22 protein-coding genes are annotated in these 16,763 nt (G+C 39.3%); 12 read left to right on the top strand and 10 right to left on the bottom strand.

What is annotated here, in order from left to right; genetic code table 11:
- Positions 1-158 precede the first annotated feature (158 nt).
- Positions 159-1,097: a 3'-5' exoribonuclease YhaM gene (yhaM, locus tag J7I96_RS04050; RefSeq protein WP_048677961.1), complete on the top strand. Its 939-nt coding sequence runs from the start codon at positions 159-161 to the stop codon at positions 1,095-1,097.
- A 99-nt stretch (positions 1,098-1,196) separates the two neighbouring features.
- The gene (locus J7I96_RS04045; protein ID WP_373567449.1) at positions 1,197-1,379 is read left to right on the top strand and encodes a sporulation YhaL family protein; all 183 of its coding nucleotides are present in this window, start codon (positions 1,197-1,199) and stop codon (positions 1,377-1,379) included.
- A gap of 53 nt (positions 1,380-1,432) precedes the next feature.
- On the opposite strand, the gene J7I96_RS04040 is transcribed toward J7I96_RS04045, so the two are convergent.
- Positions 1,433-2,299 (bottom strand): peptidylprolyl isomerase, encoded by an 867-nt coding sequence (locus J7I96_RS04040; RefSeq protein WP_214769447.1) that lies wholly within the window; start codon positions 2,297-2,299, stop codon positions 1,433-1,435.
- Positions 2,300-2,499: 200 nt separating this feature from the next.
- Here J7I96_RS04040 and J7I96_RS04035 point away from each other — a divergent pair, with 200 nt between their 5' ends.
- On the top strand, positions 2,500-2,583 hold the full coding sequence (locus tag J7I96_RS04035) for a YjcZ family sporulation protein (RefSeq protein ID WP_141242671.1): 84 nt from the start codon (positions 2,500-2,502) through the stop codon (positions 2,581-2,583).
- A 186-nt stretch (positions 2,584-2,769) separates the two neighbouring features.
- Positions 2,770-2,853 carry a YjcZ family sporulation protein gene (locus tag J7I96_RS04030; protein ID WP_076367288.1) on the top strand — a complete coding sequence of 28 codons (84 nt, stop codon included), beginning with the start codon at positions 2,770-2,772 and terminating at the stop codon, positions 2,851-2,853.
- A gap of 111 nt (positions 2,854-2,964) precedes the next feature.
- Here J7I96_RS04030 and J7I96_RS27870 read toward each other — a convergent pair whose 3' ends face one another.
- Both J7I96_RS27870 and J7I96_RS28740 read right to left on the bottom strand, forming a co-directional pair.
- Complete coding sequence (locus J7I96_RS27870) at positions 2,965-3,174, bottom strand: hypothetical protein (RefSeq protein WP_311315254.1); 210 nt, start codon at positions 3,172-3,174, stop codon at positions 2,965-2,967.
- An 81-nt stretch (positions 3,175-3,255) separates the two neighbouring features.
- Positions 3,256-3,642 (bottom strand): DUF3267 domain-containing protein, encoded by a 387-nt coding sequence (locus tag J7I96_RS28740; RefSeq protein WP_396020061.1) that lies wholly within the window; start codon positions 3,640-3,642, stop codon positions 3,256-3,258.
- Between the two features lie 384 nt (positions 3,643-4,026).
- Here J7I96_RS28740 and J7I96_RS04020 point away from each other — a divergent pair, with 384 nt between their 5' ends.
- Complete coding sequence (locus tag J7I96_RS04020; RefSeq protein WP_214769441.1) at positions 4,027-4,353, top strand: DUF1878 family protein; 327 nt, start codon at positions 4,027-4,029, stop codon at positions 4,351-4,353.
- Between the two features lie 2 nt (positions 4,354-4,355).
- On the opposite strand, the gene J7I96_RS04015 is transcribed toward J7I96_RS04020, so the two are convergent.
- Entirely contained in the window at positions 4,356-4,934 is a 579-nt protein-coding gene (locus J7I96_RS04015; protein WP_034314691.1) for an HTH-type transcriptional regulator Hpr, read from the bottom strand.
- Between the two features lie 191 nt (positions 4,935-5,125).
- Entirely contained in the window at positions 5,126-5,488 is a 363-nt protein-coding gene (locus J7I96_RS04010) for a YtxH domain-containing protein (protein ID WP_214769438.1), read from the bottom strand.
- Between the two features lie 286 nt (positions 5,489-5,774).
- Here J7I96_RS04010 and yhzF point away from each other — a divergent pair, with 286 nt between their 5' ends.
- The gene (yhzF, locus tag J7I96_RS28960) at positions 5,775-5,978 is read left to right on the top strand and encodes a membrane protein YhzF (RefSeq protein ID WP_483861560.1); all 204 of its coding nucleotides are present in this window, start codon (positions 5,775-5,777) and stop codon (positions 5,976-5,978) included.
- 98 nt (positions 5,979-6,076) lie between these two features.
- Here the strand turns inward: yhzF and J7I96_RS04005 are convergent, their stop codons facing one another.
- The 3 genes from J7I96_RS04005 to J7I96_RS03995 form a co-directional block, all read right to left on the bottom strand.
- Positions 6,077-6,595 (bottom strand): tryptophan transporter, encoded by a 519-nt coding sequence (locus J7I96_RS04005; RefSeq protein ID WP_034314684.1) that lies wholly within the window; start codon positions 6,593-6,595, stop codon positions 6,077-6,079.
- A 126-nt stretch (positions 6,596-6,721) separates the two neighbouring features.
- Positions 6,722-7,825, bottom strand: coding sequence for a 3-phosphoserine/phosphohydroxythreonine transaminase (serC, locus tag J7I96_RS04000; protein ID WP_214769435.1), 1,104 nt, complete (start codon positions 7,823-7,825; stop codon positions 6,722-6,724).
- Positions 7,826-8,041: 216 nt separating this feature from the next.
- Positions 8,042-8,464, bottom strand: a complete 423-nt coding sequence (locus J7I96_RS03995; RefSeq protein ID WP_057275801.1) for an HIT family protein — start codon at positions 8,462-8,464, stop codon at positions 8,042-8,044.
- A 582-nt stretch (positions 8,465-9,046) separates the two neighbouring features.
- Between J7I96_RS03995 and J7I96_RS03990 the strand changes: the two genes are divergently transcribed.
- The 3 genes from J7I96_RS03990 (at position 9,047) to J7I96_RS03980 (ending at position 11,801) form a co-directional block, all read left to right on the top strand.
- Complete coding sequence (locus J7I96_RS03990; protein WP_214769430.1) at positions 9,047-9,790, top strand: ABC transporter ATP-binding protein; 744 nt, start codon at positions 9,047-9,049, stop codon at positions 9,788-9,790.
- Complete coding sequence (locus J7I96_RS03985) at positions 9,783-10,991, top strand: ABC transporter permease (RefSeq protein WP_214769428.1); 1,209 nt, start codon at positions 9,783-9,785, stop codon at positions 10,989-10,991. The genes J7I96_RS03990 and J7I96_RS03985 overlap by 8 nt, the downstream gene beginning before the upstream one ends.
- A gap of 105 nt (positions 10,992-11,096) precedes the next feature.
- A complete protein-coding gene (locus J7I96_RS03980) occupies positions 11,097-11,801 on the top strand; it encodes an EcsC family protein (RefSeq protein ID WP_214770143.1) in 705 nt (234 codons plus the stop codon).
- A 29-nt stretch (positions 11,802-11,830) separates the two neighbouring features.
- On the opposite strand, the gene J7I96_RS03975 is transcribed toward J7I96_RS03980, so the two are convergent.
- On the bottom strand, positions 11,831-13,042 hold the full coding sequence (locus J7I96_RS03975) for a M20 family metallopeptidase (protein WP_214769426.1): 1,212 nt from the start codon (positions 13,040-13,042) through the stop codon (positions 11,831-11,833).
- A 512-nt stretch (positions 13,043-13,554) separates the two neighbouring features.
- Here J7I96_RS03975 and J7I96_RS03970 point away from each other — a divergent pair.
- On the top strand, positions 13,555-13,752 hold the full coding sequence (locus tag J7I96_RS03970) for a phosphatase PAP2 family protein (protein ID WP_214769424.1): 198 nt from the start codon (positions 13,555-13,557) through the stop codon (positions 13,750-13,752).
- A 160-nt stretch (positions 13,753-13,912) separates the two neighbouring features.
- Here the strand turns inward: J7I96_RS03970 and J7I96_RS03965 are convergent, their stop codons facing one another.
- Positions 13,913-14,428, bottom strand: coding sequence for an antibiotic biosynthesis monooxygenase family protein (locus tag J7I96_RS03965; protein ID WP_214769407.1), 516 nt, complete (start codon positions 14,426-14,428; stop codon positions 13,913-13,915).
- Between the two features lie 252 nt (positions 14,429-14,680).
- Here J7I96_RS03965 and hemE point away from each other — a divergent pair, with 252 nt between their 5' ends.
- Both hemE and hemH read left to right on the top strand, forming a co-directional pair.
- A complete protein-coding gene (gene hemE / locus J7I96_RS03960; protein WP_214769404.1) occupies positions 14,681-15,724 on the top strand; it encodes a uroporphyrinogen decarboxylase in 1,044 nt (347 codons plus the stop codon).
- A gap of 78 nt (positions 15,725-15,802) precedes the next feature.
- Positions 15,803-16,738, top strand: coding sequence for a ferrochelatase (gene hemH / locus J7I96_RS03955; protein ID WP_214925525.1), 936 nt, complete (start codon positions 15,803-15,805; stop codon positions 16,736-16,738).
- Positions 16,739-16,763 lie beyond the last annotated feature (25 nt).

Raw genomic sequence — 16,763 nt, 5'->3', positions numbered from 1 at the left:
CAGGCTTGGGGTCAAGCCTGGTTTTCTTGTGGAGTGATAAGAGAATGCAAAGCATTAGCTTTTCATGTCCAATGTCTATCACTTATTAACGAAAACTAAACGCACTAACGAGATTGGTATGTTATAATGTTGATATTTAATTGAACGGAGGCAGTCGCATGGGAAATGGGATCATACACTACGGAATTGGTGAAGTAGTAGATATATATATGTACATTAAAACGAGTACAAAAGCGGTGGCAAGTAATGGAAAGCCGTTTTTGACATTGATTTTGTGCGATAAAACCGGGGAGATAGAGGCAAAGCTATGGGATGTTTCCGAGGCTGATGAGAAAACATACAGTGCGGAAGCAACAGTGAAGGTCCAAGGGGAAGTCCAGAATTATCGAGGACGCAGCCAATTGAAAATCCGTAATATTAGAATTACTTCAGATACTGACGGGGTCACGAAAGCTGATTTAATTCAAACGGCGCCTTTAAGTCAGGAAGAAATGATGGAAACCATCACTCAATACATTTTTGAAATGAGGAATCCGAATATCCAAAGAGTGACTAGGCATCTCATTAAAAAATATCAGAATGAATTCCTGACGTTCCCGGCTGCCACCAAGAACCATCATGAGTATATGTCGGGACTGGCCTATCACGTTGTATCGATGCTAGGGCTGGCTAAGGCCATTTCAACCCTATATCCTTCCCTCAATAAGGATCTTTTGTATGCAGGGGTCATTCTGCATGACCTTGGAAAGGTGCATGAGTTATCTGGACCTGTTTCGACTGTTTATACAGTGGAAGGGAACTTGTTGGGACATATCACCATCATGGTGAATGAAGTCGGTAAAGCTGCAGAGGAATTGGGCATTGAAGCGGAAGAAATCATGATTCTCAAGCACTTGATATTAAGCCACCATGGTAAAGCTGAGTGGGGCAGTCCCAAGCCGCCAATGGTTAGGGAAGCGGAAGTGCTGCATTATATTGATAATATGGATGCCAAGATAAATATGATGGATCGCGCCTTGGAAAAAGTGAAGCCGGGTGAATTTACGGAAAGAGTCTTCGCGCTCGATAATCGTTCATTCTATAAACCGACATTTTAATGAAATATGCTTCTTTCTCGATGGAGAAAGAAGCATATTTTTTTTGTTCGTGCATATTCTCTAGTAAATGAATAGTAGATTTTTTGGGAGGGAATGGACATGCCAATTTGGATCTGGTTCGTGTTTATCGGAATAATTGTCAGTGCAGTCATGTCAATTTGGACAGCCAGGCAGGAACGCCTCATAGATGATGCTTGGATTGAAAAGGAAGGTCAGAAATACATTGACCGCATGGAAGAAGAGCGTGAGAGGCGTAAAAAGGATATAAATCAGGGAGCATAGCCCGAATGATGAAAAAAAGCGACAGGTAAAGTCCTGTCGCTTTTTACTTTCAATTATTTTTCAGCTTGGGCTGCGTCACCAGAAGTGATGGCATCTTTTAAATCTTTGTCTTTAATCTTCACGTCCGCTTTTTTGACTTCTGAATTCAGAATGTCCTGAACTTTAGTTTGGTCAATTTGAGCGACTTTCAAATCATATTCAAGATCTTTTTTCATATCTTTGTATGGCTTTTTTTCTTTAGTATCAAGAAGTTGGATGATGTGGTAGCCATAATCGGATTTAATCGGCTTGCTGATTTCATCTTTCTTCATTTTGTAAGCTTGCTCTTCAAATGCGGGAACCATTTCACCTTGTCCGAACCAGCCTAGCTCCCCGCCTTTTTCAGCTGTGCCTGTGTCCGTTGAATATTCTTTGGCAAGTTTGGCGAAGTCTTCACCTTTGTCCAATTTAGCTTTAACTTCATTTGCCGTTTTTTCGTCTTTCACGAGAATATGTCTCGCTTTGATTTGTGGTTTATAGTTTTCATAAGCTTTTTTCACATCAGCTTCTTTAACTTTTATATCGGCAACGGCTGCTTTTTCTTGAAGCATGCCGATTCTAAGTGCACGTTTAAGATCAGCTTCGCTCTTATATCCGGAAGAAGCCAGGGCCGTTTCGAAATTTTCACCCATTTGCGCTTTAAGTTCGTCCGTTTTAGCTTTAACTTCTTTATCCGTTACTGTATATTTTTCAGAAAGAACTTTTTCATAAACAAGTTCTTGAAGAACGGTTTCACCATAACGGTCTTTCATTACATTGTAAAATTCTTCTTTGGTTATATCCCCCGCTTTAGTTTCCACGACTGCTTCCTTGTCGCTGTTGCATGCTGTAAGTCCGATCAGCCCTGCAGTAACAGCAATCGATAATGCCCACTTCTTCATAAAAACAACTCCTAGTTATAAGTTTCTGGTTTGCTACTTTTTCATATTTCCACAAAATTAACTATAACATATTCTGGTTACTTTACAAAAAATAATATATTGGTGCATGAATAAGATTTTTTTTAAAAATGGGTGTACGCCTACCCGGATATTAATCCATTACATATGATAAATCGAGGACAACAAAAGGGGGGAGCATAATGGGTAATGGATTTAACGGAGGCTTCGCTTTGTTAGTGGTGTTATTCATTTTATTAATAATTGTAGGATCAGCCTGTTTCTAATCGGCTGCAAAATTACTAATGGAAAGAGCCCACTCCTTTTGCCATGGAGTTGAATAGGATAGGGTAGCCGCTCAACAAAAAAAGATTTAAGTGATTTTCAAGCCATGAAAGGAATGGATTCCTTTAGGCGGATATAAGAGTGTGCATGAAATTACAATTACTTAAGAATGGAAAGGAGGAAGATCAATGTCTGGAGGAATAGGTGGAGGCTTTGCTCTAATTGTCGTTCTTTTCATCCTGTTAATCATCATTGGAGCTTCTTGGTGCTAAGCTCATAAACAAAAGGCGAAGCTATTGCTTCGCCCTTTTTCTTTATGTGGATAATGCTCCGGGTATCACCAATGTATGTAACAAATGATGGTCATCATTTGTTGCTCATCTCTACGTATACAAAATTTCAATATAAGAGGATAATAACATAATAGTAATTAATACATTAATGGTCCTGAATACTTTAGGCTGCCGGTCTTCAGCAATTTCCTTTTGAATGCATAAAGAGTTTGTCATTCTATTAATATTATAAAGGATCAAAATAGCAAAAATAATAAACCAGAACGAGATCAAAACCGAAAATCCCTCCTTGCAAAACATCATGTATAAATACGATACCAAATTATAATGAAAAAAGATACCTAAAAATCTTAGCAGCCATCATTATGAATGAATAAGAAATCACTTTTGAATAAGTATATCGTATCCTTCGAGATGTTCCTCGATAAAAGAATGCCTTGGGGAACCAACAAGGTTTTTTATATAAATAAAATCCGATACGCATAAGCCGGTGTGCATGGATAATAAAATAGTGAAATAATGGATGTAATGCGGAAAACTAAGGGCACAACCAATCAATATGACAGACATTATGACGAAAGGCAACGCAAGGGTCAAGAGATAAAGATGCTTTCGAATCGGATCATGCACATTGACTCTGCATGTTAGCACAAGGTTCCACTTCAAGGACCATGAAGTTTTTACTTTTTTACATAATAATCGTAAAGGTAAATAGTGTAATAGTTTGTGAACAGGATATAATAAGAGCAATAGGCTAAAAAATACCATTGTTTGATCGCCATACAAAATAACATGGGTTGAAAAGACACTTAATAATGTATAGATCAGAACAAAAGACATCAATATAGTAAAAACTGAAAAAAAGAGCAGACGGCAATTCCCATATTGTTTTGCCACGTCTATTGTTTTCCACGAATTCATTTCGAAATCAGCCCTCCAAAGCTGTTGAATATACTTACATACATTACGATGAATGGGTGGAAAAAGCAATGGTATTCTTTGATTATGTTTAAGATGAAATCACTTTGGTGAGTAAGCATGCAATGGGCAGGTTTTGAGATGGGGATCAGGCGGATTACCGAGTGTGAAATTCAAAAATTGGTTATAAGTCTTTTATGTTAAATTGAATGATTGAATGGGGATTAGTGATGTATGAAAAATATAAATGAAGAAATAGAAATACTCCGTTTTCATCAACGGCTTTTATTAAACCTTATACGCAATCCGGAGGCCAAGTTGGACTATCTTTTTGTGGAAAAAAATTTCACGAAGAAGGAAGCGGAAGAGTTATTAGAAACATGTGATATCTTGAGCAAACGCTATGAAATAGAAAAAGCGGAAGGGTATATGAACTTTCGACCGCTTTTTAATCAATTTGAAAGAAAGGTTAATCCAAAAATAACCACAAAGGAATGCATTGATGCATGCATCTCACAAGGTTTGTATGTATCATTCATGAAGGAAATGGATAGAGTATGAGATTAAACTGGCTCAGTTTCTTTCTCTATCTTTTTTTTTGTGATTTTACCCTCCACGTCCGTAAACTCCTGATCGATGTTATCGAAGGATCGTTCAAAGATTTGCATGAAGTCTTCACCGTATATATTTCGGATGATGGCCATCATTTCAATCATATCCGGAAACTTGCCATAAAGTTCACGCAATGGAAGTGCACCCGAGAAAGCGGAGTTCTTACTTGGGTCGTAGGTCTCCATTAAATCAAGTAGAATTTTTTCACCTTCCGCTGTGATCTCTATATACGTATTCCTTTTGTCATTTTCCTTTTTTGAAAATGTTAAGTATCCGCGTTCCTCTAATTTTTTTGAAAAGTTAAATGCGGTAGAAACATGCATGACCCCAAATTTTGCAACATCCGAAATGGAAGAGCCATTAAGATGGTAGGCAATCCAAAGGATATGGTGCTCATTGATGTTTAAATCATAGGGCTTGATCCATTGCTGCCAATCTTTTTCAATCGATTTCCATAATGCTTTGCTTAATTGTGCAATTCGTTGACTAAAAATCATTGCTTCTTTCATAGAATAATTTTTATTCTGCATATTATGGGCTCACCTACTTATAAGATTCTATATATTTATTATGACAATAAAATAAAAATTAATAAAGATAAATATTTGCAAAATTTTTAGAAAATTTTAGTTTTTTTAATGAATTCTCCATTCTTCTCCAATAAACCATGTAATTTATTGGGAAAAATGGAGAATCAAGCTTGTGTGACTAGTGTCAGCTATTAATTTTTAGAAGTAGGGGCGGCCGCTTCCAATTCTTTCAATGAATTTTCAATTTCCTGAACGTTCTTCAATAATTCATTCTTATTGGGTTCGATTTCCCGCTTCCAGTTCTCGATGACGACCTGAACATCCGAAATGAATGTTTTCACCGTTTCTTTGCTGATTTGTGAAGCTTCCATCGTATCATCTCTAATATTCTGCATTTTTACCTTTAATTCATCAATTGTAGTCTTAATTTCGTCGGTATTCGTCTTGATGCGGGTCCGTAGGTCTTTACCTGAACTTGGTGTCGAAAGTAAGGTTGCCGCACCAGCTACTACTGTTCCGGTCAAAAAGCCAATTAGTAATGATTTTGCTTTCATTAGGATCACCTCATTTTATAATATGTTTTCGCTTTCCATGGTCTGAATCCCTGCTGCATCAATTGGAAATTATGATAAATAGGGAGAGAAATACTATTGATATCAAAATACCATAATTTTCATCCTTATGGAAGAGAATCGACCATTTTATCTTTATATCACAAAAATATTTTTTTAAACTTAGAGAGTCAATATATAATATTTAAAAATAACTTGAAGCTTTAATAATAATGCTTCATATAAAGGGAAGAGCGGCATATAGATAATAAAAACAAGCTGTCGGAACATGGATGGCACTGGTGGGTTAATAATGAAAATCATTTTTTTATTAGGCCTGGTATGCCTGTGCGGGATGGGGTATTTTCTAAGGCAAGCAAAAAATCCTGGCATCTATCCGCCTAGGAGGGTGCTCCAGGCTAGAGCCTTCGCTATGGGTCTCCCCGGGGTTTTACTGCTTTTCATTTGGTTTATGTGGATGTTGATTCATTGACCATTGGAGGGTGATTCTGACTAGAATTCCAGATTCATATGATTGGAAAAAAAGCACCGGACATTCCGGTGCTTTTTTAGGTATGATGGTCCTGCTGCTTAAGCATTAATGGGTATATTTGATTTTCTTACGATGCCGTTCACAATTGGATATATGATGACCATCGCAACTGTATTTAACAATACGGCAGGAAGCACAACAGCTCCGAAAAGTGCAACGAAAGGCCCTGGAAGGGAAACGATATAATAAGCCGAACCAAGGAAGACAGCGCCGGAAATCAATGTTCCAACGGCAGTCAAGATACTGACGGTGACAACGGATGTTGAAAACTTCTTTAGACTGATGAATAAAAGGTAAAACAGAAAGGCTGTTGCCAATTTGTCTATGATATTTGGGATCTGTCCTGCAGGAAATGTAGTTGTCATGGCAGAGATGGCTCCTGCTGCCAAGGCGACAATGAATACATTCTTCTTAGCGGGAAAAAGGGTTATCGCCAAAAACATCATTAACAGCATCATATCCGGTTTCATTCCAAGGAAGAATCCAGGTACGATAAAATGCAGGGCAGCCCCAATCCCGATTAATAGGGACAGTGACACAAGGGTTTTCGTTTTCATTTACTCATCTCTCCTATTCTCATCTCAACTAACAGCTTTTCTTCAACAATGCACTATTGCCTGTTGCAAGAAGTTTAAAATAGTATATCATAAGACCTATTTTTTTAGAAGTTATATTTGTTTGAATTAAAGAGTTTGAGCTTCCTTCGCGTTATACGATTCCTGGAACTTCTTCATGAAATCAGCAAGGTCCTGGCAATGGGATAGAGGGACCGCATTATAGATGGATGCCCGGCAGCCGCCGATGGAACGGTGACCGTTCAGTCCTACGAATCCGGCTTCCTTCACTTCTTTAAGGAATTGCACTTCAGCTTCTTCAGACGGAAGCGTGAACGTTACGTTCATTAATGAACGGCTGTCCGGTAGGGCATGGCCTTTATAAAAACCATCACTGCCGTCGATGGCATCGTAAATGACTTTTGCTTTTTCTTCGTTGATTTCAGCAATCTTTTCCACTCCGCCCTGATCTTTTGCCCAATCCAACACAAGGGACAATAAGTAAATGGCCAATGTCGGAGGAGTGTTGTATAAAGAATTATTTTTCGAATGGATCGAATAGTTCATCATGGATGGGATCTTGTCATTATCCGTTATTAAATCTTTACGGATGATAACGACTGTGATTCCCGACGGACCTAGATTCTTTTGTGCACCAGCATAGATGATGCCGAATTTATTAATATCAATCTTTTTGCTGAGAATATCACTTGACATATCGGCTACTAGAGGAATGTTGCCTGTTTCCGGGAAATCCTTCCACTGTGTTCCGTAAATCGTATTATTGCTTGTGATATGAAGATAGGCAGCATCGTCATTCAATTTGATATCTTCCACTTTAGGGATGAACGTATATTTTTCATCTTTGGATGAAGCGACTACGGCCGTTTCACCAACCTTTTTGGCTTCTTTTAATGCTTTTTCCGACCAAGAACCAGTGAGTACATAATCTGCCCTTTTTCCATCTTTCAAAATGTTCATGGGAATCATGGAAAATTGTAGACTTGCCCCTCCTTGAAGCAGGAGAACTTCATAATTTTCAGGAATTTCCATAAGATCTTTTAATGATTGAATGGCATGGTTATGAATTTTTTCGAATTCGGAACTTCTATGGCTTAATTCCATGACAGACATACCGGAATCCTCAATATTCAACCATTCGTTTTGGGCTCTTTGTAAAACTTCTAAAGGAAGGGCGGCTGGCCCAGCGTTAAAATTACGTGCACGTTTCAATTTTTTTCCTCCTATGCGACAATGTGATAAAGTATTTTAGACTATTCATATATCCTACCAGAAAACTAAATTCAATTGGAGGAAAATTTAGAATTTTAAATCCGTTTTTTAATGATAGACCAAAGTAAAAAGGTCCTGCACTTTAAAGTGAGGACCAACTCGGGATCATTTTTTCAAGCGACGAAAGGAGAAGGAAACCTTCTTCAGGTTGCAGTCTCATTGTATATGCTGTGCAATGGAGTCAGCGATTTGTTTCAGGTCATCCGGTGTATAGTCGCTGGTATTTGTTTTCCAAACTGCACCAAAGCCGTCACCTTCCCCATGCCGAGGAATTAAATGCATATGAAAATGGAAAACGGACTGCCCTGCAGCTTCACCGTTATTATTTAAAAGGTTCAGGCCTACAGGTTGGAATTCCTGCTTCATGGCGCGGGCAATTTCCGGCACCACTTCAAAAAGGTTCTTGGCAATCTCAGGTGTCAACTCATAAAGATTTTCCTTATGTACTTTAGGTATTACCAGCGTATGGCCTTTCGTTACTTGACTGATATCGAGAAAGGCCAAAACATGTTCATTTTCGAAAACTTTACTACTTGGAATTTCCCCATCGATTATTTTGCAAAAAATGCAATCACTCATTTATAACGCTCCTTTAAAAGTTAATGTATTTGGTTAATCGTACCATAGCTTGAATCCTTGAGAAAAGGAAAAATATAAAAACAGGATGCAACATTAAGTTGCACCCTGCCTGTTGAAAAAGGGGGTTTTGCTTCAAAATTCGCATTAGCATAAATTCTCTGCGACAAACACCTCATCTACATTGTAGTAAAATATGGTTATTATCTAAATAGAGATTTTCCATTCAAAGCAACCATCTCCTATATCTTTAAAGTTTCATCAACTTTTAAAGCATAATTGATAATTATTGAATGACTTTTCTGCTTTTACGTGCAAGAGAACCATCTCCTTGCTCGAAACGATTTTTGTTATGAAGCTTCTGGTTTAATTCAGTTTATACGTCTTTAACTGACACCTCATTTACAATATGATGTGAATCACACGTAATGACTAACCCCTTCTTCCTTATTTATGATGACCATCAAGCAGGAAAAATATAATTAGTTATTTATGGAAATCGAGCTCCGGAACACTCGACTATATAAAAGCAGGAGAATTTGATAAAATGGAAATAAGAACCTCTAAATAGAAAGGATCGTTTATATGTCCTTATTGGAAATAAAGCAGTTAGTGGGCGGATACACGAAAACGCCCGTTTTAAAAGGAATAAGTTTTGACATTCAGCCTAATGAGCTGGTTGGGTTAATTGGGCTTAACGGGGCCGGGAAAAGTACGACGATTAAACATATCATCGGACTCATGGAGCCGAAAGGCGGAAGCGTGTCGATTCATGGTAAAACACTAGCTCAGGACCCGGATACATATCGAAAACAATTCACTTATGTTCCAGAAACGCCCATTTTGTATGATGAGCTTACACTTGAGGAGCATTTAAAGCTTACAGCCATGGCACATGGTTTGGCCGAAGCCACATTTAAAGAAAGGATGGAAGTTCTGTTAAAGGAATTCCATATGGAGAAAAGGCTTAAATGGTTCCCGGCCCATTTTTCAAAGGGAATGAAGCAAAAGGTCATGATAATGTGCGCCTTTTTAGTACAGCCGTCTTTATATATCGTCGATGAACCCTTCGTAGGTCTTGATCCACTAGGCATTCAATCCCTGCTTGATTTGATGAGGAAGATGAAAGAGAGCGGAGCGGGAATTTTAATGTCTACACACATTCTGGCGACAGCCGAGAGGTATTGTGATTCTTTCATCATACTGCATAATGGAGAAATTCGGGCGAAAGGCAATCTTGAGCAGCTTCGTGAACAATTTTCCATGCCAGGGGCAACTCTGGACGATTTATATATCCAATTGACGAAAGAAGAATTCGGTCATGAATAGTCAAAATCTCTGGAAGGAAAGATATATAGGCTTTATAAATGAAACGCAAAAATATCTTCGTTATATTTTTAATGGCCATCTTGTTTTTGTCATGGTATTGGTTCTTGGTGGTTTGGCTTATTATTACAGTGATTGGGTGAAGACGTTAAACAGTGATTTCCCTGCTGAATTGATCATGGCCTTAGTTTTATCGATCATTGTAACCAGAAGTCCGATAAACACTTTCTTGAAAGAACCAGATACGGTATTCCTGCTTCCCCTTGAAACGAAGTTGAGAAGCTATTTCAAGAATTCACTGATATTAAGCTGGGTCATGCAAGGCTTTATTCTTCTGGTTGTCCTGATTGCTTCGATACCGATGTATTCGAAGGTTACGGGTGCAGGAGGTAAGGACATTGGAATCATCCTGGTCGTTTTGCTTATTTTGAAGCTTTTGAATTTAACCATGCGCTGGCTGGTATTGAAATATCAGGATACATCAGTGAGCCATTGGGACTCACTCATCCGCTTTTTACTTAATGGAGTGATTCTTTATTTCATCTGTTCAAGGGCAAATATACTGTTTGCACTTATAACCTTCTTATTATTGTTAGGACTTTACATGTATTACCGAAGCGCAACTAAAGGTTTTGTGCTGAAGTGGGAACGGCTGGTGGAACTGGAGAACAAACGGATGAATTCTTTCTATCGAATAGCGAACATGTTTACTGATGTACCTCATTTGAAAGGCAAGGTAGCGAGGAGGAAATGGATGGACTGGCCATTATCACTCATTCCCTATGGTGATAAATCAACTTATACCTATCTTTACGCCCGTACCCTGCTGCGATCCAATGATTATGTGGGACTTTGTTTTCGTTTAACGATCATGGGATCGGTGATTTTAAGTGTATTCACTAACATATTTGCACATTTGATTGTTGCGTTCATGTTCTTATTCATGACAGCTTTGCAACTGCTGCCGGTTTGGAAGGCACATGAATGGAAAGTATGGGTCTCATTGTACCCATTGCCAGCAAAAATGAGAGAATCTGCAGTCATAAAACTAATTTCCTATTTCCTATTATTTGAGGACCTTGTCTTCAGTTTGGTCCTGCTAGTGAAAGGGGAATGGATGTCCGCTTTAGCCGCCTTGGCAATGGGACTTGTTTTCATATTCGGTTTTAAAATTTATGCAACAAAGAAAATAAAAAACTTTTAAGCAGAAGCTGATTTTTCATAAAATCAGCTTTTTCTTTTAAGAAATGAAAATTGAAACTAAAAGCCTCATAGGGGGTATATACATATTTAACGGAGGTGTTAAATGATGGATGAATATGAGCAACAGGCATTATCGGAACTAATATCATGGAAAAAGAAAGTAGCCAAGAAATCCGGCAGGCTTGAGCGGATGTCCAAAAAGGCGCAAATCAAATTGAATAGTTATATTCCAGACCGAGTGCACAAAGTGATTACTGATAGTATTAAAGGGATGATAGAGGCTGTATTAGCAGGTTCTAAATATATGTCTAAAGAAAAAAATGTAGTGCTATTATCCTTGCAGCAAAAAGAAGAGTGGGTTGCGGAAACTGTAACCGCATATCGGAAAACGGCCGTTATAGAAGGTGTGGGAACCGGAGCGGCAGGGCTTTTAATTGGATTGGCTGATTTTCCATTACTGCTCAGCATCAAGATGAAATTATTATTCGAACTATCCCGTATATACGGTTTCGATCCAAATAAATATGAGGAACGTTTATTCATTCTCCATATCTTCCAGATGGCATTTTCTAGCGAGGAGAAGAAATTGGAAACATTACAGGTAATAGAGGAATGGGATTCAGGGAAATGGCCGGAAATAGACTGGCAAGAATTTCAGCAGGAATATCGCGATCACATCGATGTCATTAAAATGTTCCAGCTCGTTCCAGGTATTGGGGCAGCTGTCGGTGGATATGCCAACCATCATTTGTTGGAACATCTTGGGGAAACGGCTGTCCATTGTTACCGAATCAGACTTCTTAAACAGTAAGGGACGGGGAAAATCCGTCCCTTTTACCATTACCGCAATAAAGATTCATTCACCTTTTGGGATGAGTGTTTCTTATTGTGATAGGTCACCGCTGCAGTGCCTAATATTTTGGCAGCGATGAGCATCGCTTTTTCATCAATGTCAAACAAAGGATGATGATGTGGATATGTATGTTCATTTTTTGGCTTGGCCCCTGTAAAGAAGAATGTACCTTTTACATTTTGTAAATAATAAGAAAAATCTTCACCTGTCATATCCGGGTCAATTTCCTCTGTAATCAAAACTTCCTTGACGGACTCAGTGCTCTCGATGAGGAACTTAGTTTCCTCAACATGCGGAATAACAGCTGGATAACCTTGAAAGTATTGATATTCATAGGTGCAGTTCGCAGCTAGGCAGGTGCCTTTAATAATCCGCTCCATTTCTTTGCTAATGAATGAACGGATATCTTCCTTGAATGTACGGACGGTCCCAATTATTTTAGCCTTATCTGCAATGACGTTAAAGGCATTATCTGCAACAAAGGAACCGACGGTAATGACTGCAGAATCTATTGGGTTTAGGCGGCGGCTTACGATTTGCTGCAGGGCCATGACGAGCTGAGAGCCGACTACGATTGCATCACGGGTTTTATGCGGCTGGGCTCCATGTCCGCCCTGCCCTTGAATTGTGATTTCAAAACGGTCAGCAGCGGCCATAAGGGGTCCATAAGTGTATTGCACTGTTCCGGTTGGGGCAGTTGCCCATAAATGGGTGCCGAAAATTACATCCACCCCATCAAGGCAGCCAGCTTCAATCATTGGTTTGGCACCCCCTGGAGCATATTCTTCAGCATGCTGGTGGATAAATATATATTCACCCTCGAGCTCATCCTTCAGATCATTCAGGTTTTTAGCAAGGACAAGGAGTGTCGCTGTATGGCCATCGTGTCCACACGCATGCATGACCCCGGGTACGGAAGATTTATAGGGAACTTCTTTTTCATCTTGAATGGGTAAGGCGTCGAAGTCAGCGCGCAATGCTACGGTTTTACCAGGCTTACTGCCTTTGACCTTGGCAATAACACCATTACCGCCTACATTCGTCCGGTGTTCGATTCCATGTTTTTCATAATATTCAGCGATGAAGGCTGCCGTTTGGGCTTCTTGAAAAGAAAGCTCGGGATGTTGATGAAGGTAACGCCTGATCGAAACCATTTCTTCATATGAGCCATCCAGAAGATTGTGTAATCGCTGTATCATTTTGCACCTCCCAATGATTGGATTAATTGTAAATAGTATATCATATTCTGGAAGATCCAAAGTGAATTAAATACCTTGAGGAGAGAGATATATAATGAATAAATATCCTGGATTGCTATGGTTTCACTTGCTTGTTGCTATTCTTTTTTTTGATGAATGAAATTCAGAGTGAGAAATCTTTAGCATTCGATACATATATTGCGGAATTCTTTTCCGTAGGTAAAAATACATTTTCGTCACTTTCTTCAAGTCCATCCTATCTTGGAAAATCCATGTTTATTGGTTTTGGTAGCTTACTATGTGTTCTATATTTGTGAATAATATAGAAGGATTATTAGACCATGGTCGTCTCTTCTATCGGGATTGATGGGGGGATGTATTAAACGGGTGGATAAAAAATCATGTTAAAAGAGTGCGCCCTGAAAATCATTTGATGGAGACCACCGGCTTCAGTTTTCCAAGTGCCCACGAATTGGCGGGCCTTATTTTCTCATATGGTTGCTTATTTAATCATGAATGAAATTAAAGGAAACTCATTGAAATGGGCAGTGGGAATCGGTTTCGTTTTTCTCATCCTGCTGATCGGTGTCAGCAGGATCGCCATGAAAGTTCACTTTCCAACTGATATCTTGCGAGGTTTTGCATTATGGGCGGCATATAGTTTAACTCTGTTTAAATTGTATAAATTCCTGGGGTCTAGCGTACATTGAATAAAATATATGTAAATATCGGTTGCATTTCCCCGGAAATAAAGAAGGAATTTGTCGGATTGTTATAGGTTTATATGACTTTTAGCGTCCAAATAACGTTCTGCATTACTATGAAGGGGCCCATCCTTTAGGATGGGCCCCTTATTAAGCAGTAAATAGTCTATTCCTCAGAATCTTTCACCAATGTATACTGCGTTACAAAGGCTTCACCTGAAAACATCTTCTGGCTGGAATTCGTAACAGGAGGTTTGGAGTCACTGTTATGCGCCTGCTGGAATGAACTGGATTTCTTCCAGTTCATAAAGTCCGATTGTTTTTCCCAAATCGTTAAGATTACATATGTTTCAGAGTTGATTGGACGCAGGATACGAAGGGCAACGAAGCCTGGTTCATTTTCAATGAATCCGGCCCTGTTTTTAAAACGGTGTTCAAATACCGGCCGTCCTTCCTCACTGACAGGGATATTGTTCATGACCACATATCCATGATCTTGAAGAGTTCCCTTCCCATCGACTACCTCATATTTTCGTGGCGAGTTGAAGAGCGTTTTACCTGTAGTTTCATGTAAAAGTACTGTGTTTTGAGCATTCTGCATAAGTAATATTTTTTCATTGGGGTGTTTATCTTTTTTGATTTTCAAAAAATCATAAGTACCTGATGTGATGAATACATTCATAAATTCCCCTCCAATTTCTATATAGTGCCTGTATACCCATTTTACCCAATGAATAGTACTTTTACCATTTCCAAACTAACCATTAAGCTGGTAAACCGGTAAGATACATATATAAAAGTCGATTTTTTGACAAATATATTATAGAAAAAGCTATAGTTTAAGGAGATTCGATTTGAAATTCAACATCCTTCTGATATTCTATGTAGGTAATGAATAAAAATAGAAACGTGATTGCTTGAAAGGTGGATATTAATGTCTAAGGAAATTACGAATGATACATTTTTAAAAGCTGCAAGAGGAGAGAAAACGGATCATGTGCCTGTTTGGTATATGCGTCAGGCTGGCCGTTCACAGCCGGAATACCGTAAATTGAAAGAGAAGTACTCACTTTTTGAAATTACTCATCAGCCGGAATTATGCGCTTATGTAACTAGATTGCCAGTGGAGCAATATGATGTAGACGCTGCGATTTTATATAAAGATATAATGACACCGCTACCAGCCATTGGTGTCGATGTTGAGATTAAGTCCGGAATCGGTCCAGTCATAGCCAATCCGATCCAATCGGTGACAGATGTTGAAAAATTAGGTGAATTGAACCCAGAGAAAGACATCCCATATGTGTTGGACACTATTAAATTATTGACCAGGGAGCAATTGTCCGTGCCTTTGATCGGTTTCTCCGGGGCTCCGTTCACCATTGCTTCATACATGATTGAAGGCGGCCCCTCCAAAAACTACAATAAGACGAAAGCTTTCATGTATTCCGAGCCAAAGGCCTGGTTTGCATTAATGGATAAGCTAGCGGATATGATCATCATCTATGTCAAGTCGCAAATCAAAGCCGGCGTTAAAGCCATCCAAATCTTTGATTCATGGGTGGGTGCTTTGAATGTTGAAGATTACCGCGTATTCATCAAGCCGATCATGACTCGTATCTTTTCATCATTGCGTGAAGAAAATGTACCGCTAATCATGTTCGGGGTCGGCGCAAGTCACTTGGCACTTGAGTGGAATGATCTTCCGATTGATGTAGTCGGGCTTGATTGGAGACTGCCAATTACAGAAGCAAGACAAATGGGAATCCAGAAAACGGTACAAGGTAATCTAGATCCTGCCCTACTATTATCATCATGGGATGTTATAGAAGAACGGACGAAAAGGATCCTCGATCAGGGCATGGAGCAGGACGGCTACATCTTTAACCTTGGTCATGGCGTTTTCCCTTCCGTAAATCCGGAAACACTGAAGAGGCTGACCGCTTTCATTCATGAATATTCATCAAAAATGAAGTAAGGTGAGCGAACCATTTGCTAAAACTCCTTAATTGGATGCACAATAAAAGAACGAAATCTTTAAAAGAGGTGTAACTTCATGTCAAGAAAAAAAATGGGCCTTTTAGTCATGGCTTATGGTACTCCATACACTGAAGAGGATATTGAAAGGTATTATACACATATTCGTCATGGGAGACGGCCAAGCGACGAATTGATTGCCGACCTAAAAGGCAGATATGAAGCGATCGGTGGATTATCCCCGCTTGCAAAAATAACGGCAGGACAAGCTGAAGCGCTTGAAAAGAAATTGAATTCCGTTCAGGAGGAAGTTGAATTCAAGGCATATCTTGGCCTGAAGCATATTGAACCTTTTGTTGAAGACGCAGTGAAACAAATGCATGAAGATGGAATCAAAGAAGCGGTCAGTATCGTATTGGCACCGCATTTTTCAACATTCAGCGTGAAGTCTTATAATGGACGTGCCCAGGATGAAGCCGCTAAATTGGGGGATCTGACCATCACTTCCGTTGAAAGCTGGTATGATGAGCCAAAATTCATCCAATATTGGGTAGACCAGGTAAGAGAAGTGATTGGGAGAATGACCTCGGAAGAACGCGATAATTTCGCTTTGATTGTGTCGGCACATAGCCTCCCGGAAAAAATCTTGCAATCCGGAGATCCGTATCCAAATCAACTGAAAGAAACCGCAGACATGATCGCTGAAGGCGCAGGGGTTACCAATTATGCAGTAGGCTGGCAAAGCGCTGGACAAACTCCTGAACCATGGTTGGGACCCGATGTACAGGATTTAACCCGAGATCTTCATCAAGCTAAAGGTTATAAAGCTTTCATTTATATTCCTGTTGGCTTTGTTGCCGAGCACCTTGAAGTCCTTTATGATAACGATTATGAATGTAAGGTTGTGACGGAAGAGATTGGCGCAGGCTACTACAGGCCGGATATGCCCAATGTTAAACCTGAATTCATCGATGCTTTGGCCTCTATCATTTTAAACAGATTACAGGAAAAGTGATCAGTCAATAGGGGAAAATTAGTTT

The sequence above is a fragment of the Bacillus sp. ISL-78 genome (assembly GCF_018613455.1).
Taxonomy (GTDB): domain Bacteria; phylum Bacillota; class Bacilli; order Bacillales; family DSM-1321; genus Peribacillus; species Peribacillus frigoritolerans.
This window is presented reverse-complemented; position numbering and strand designations above follow the sequence as displayed.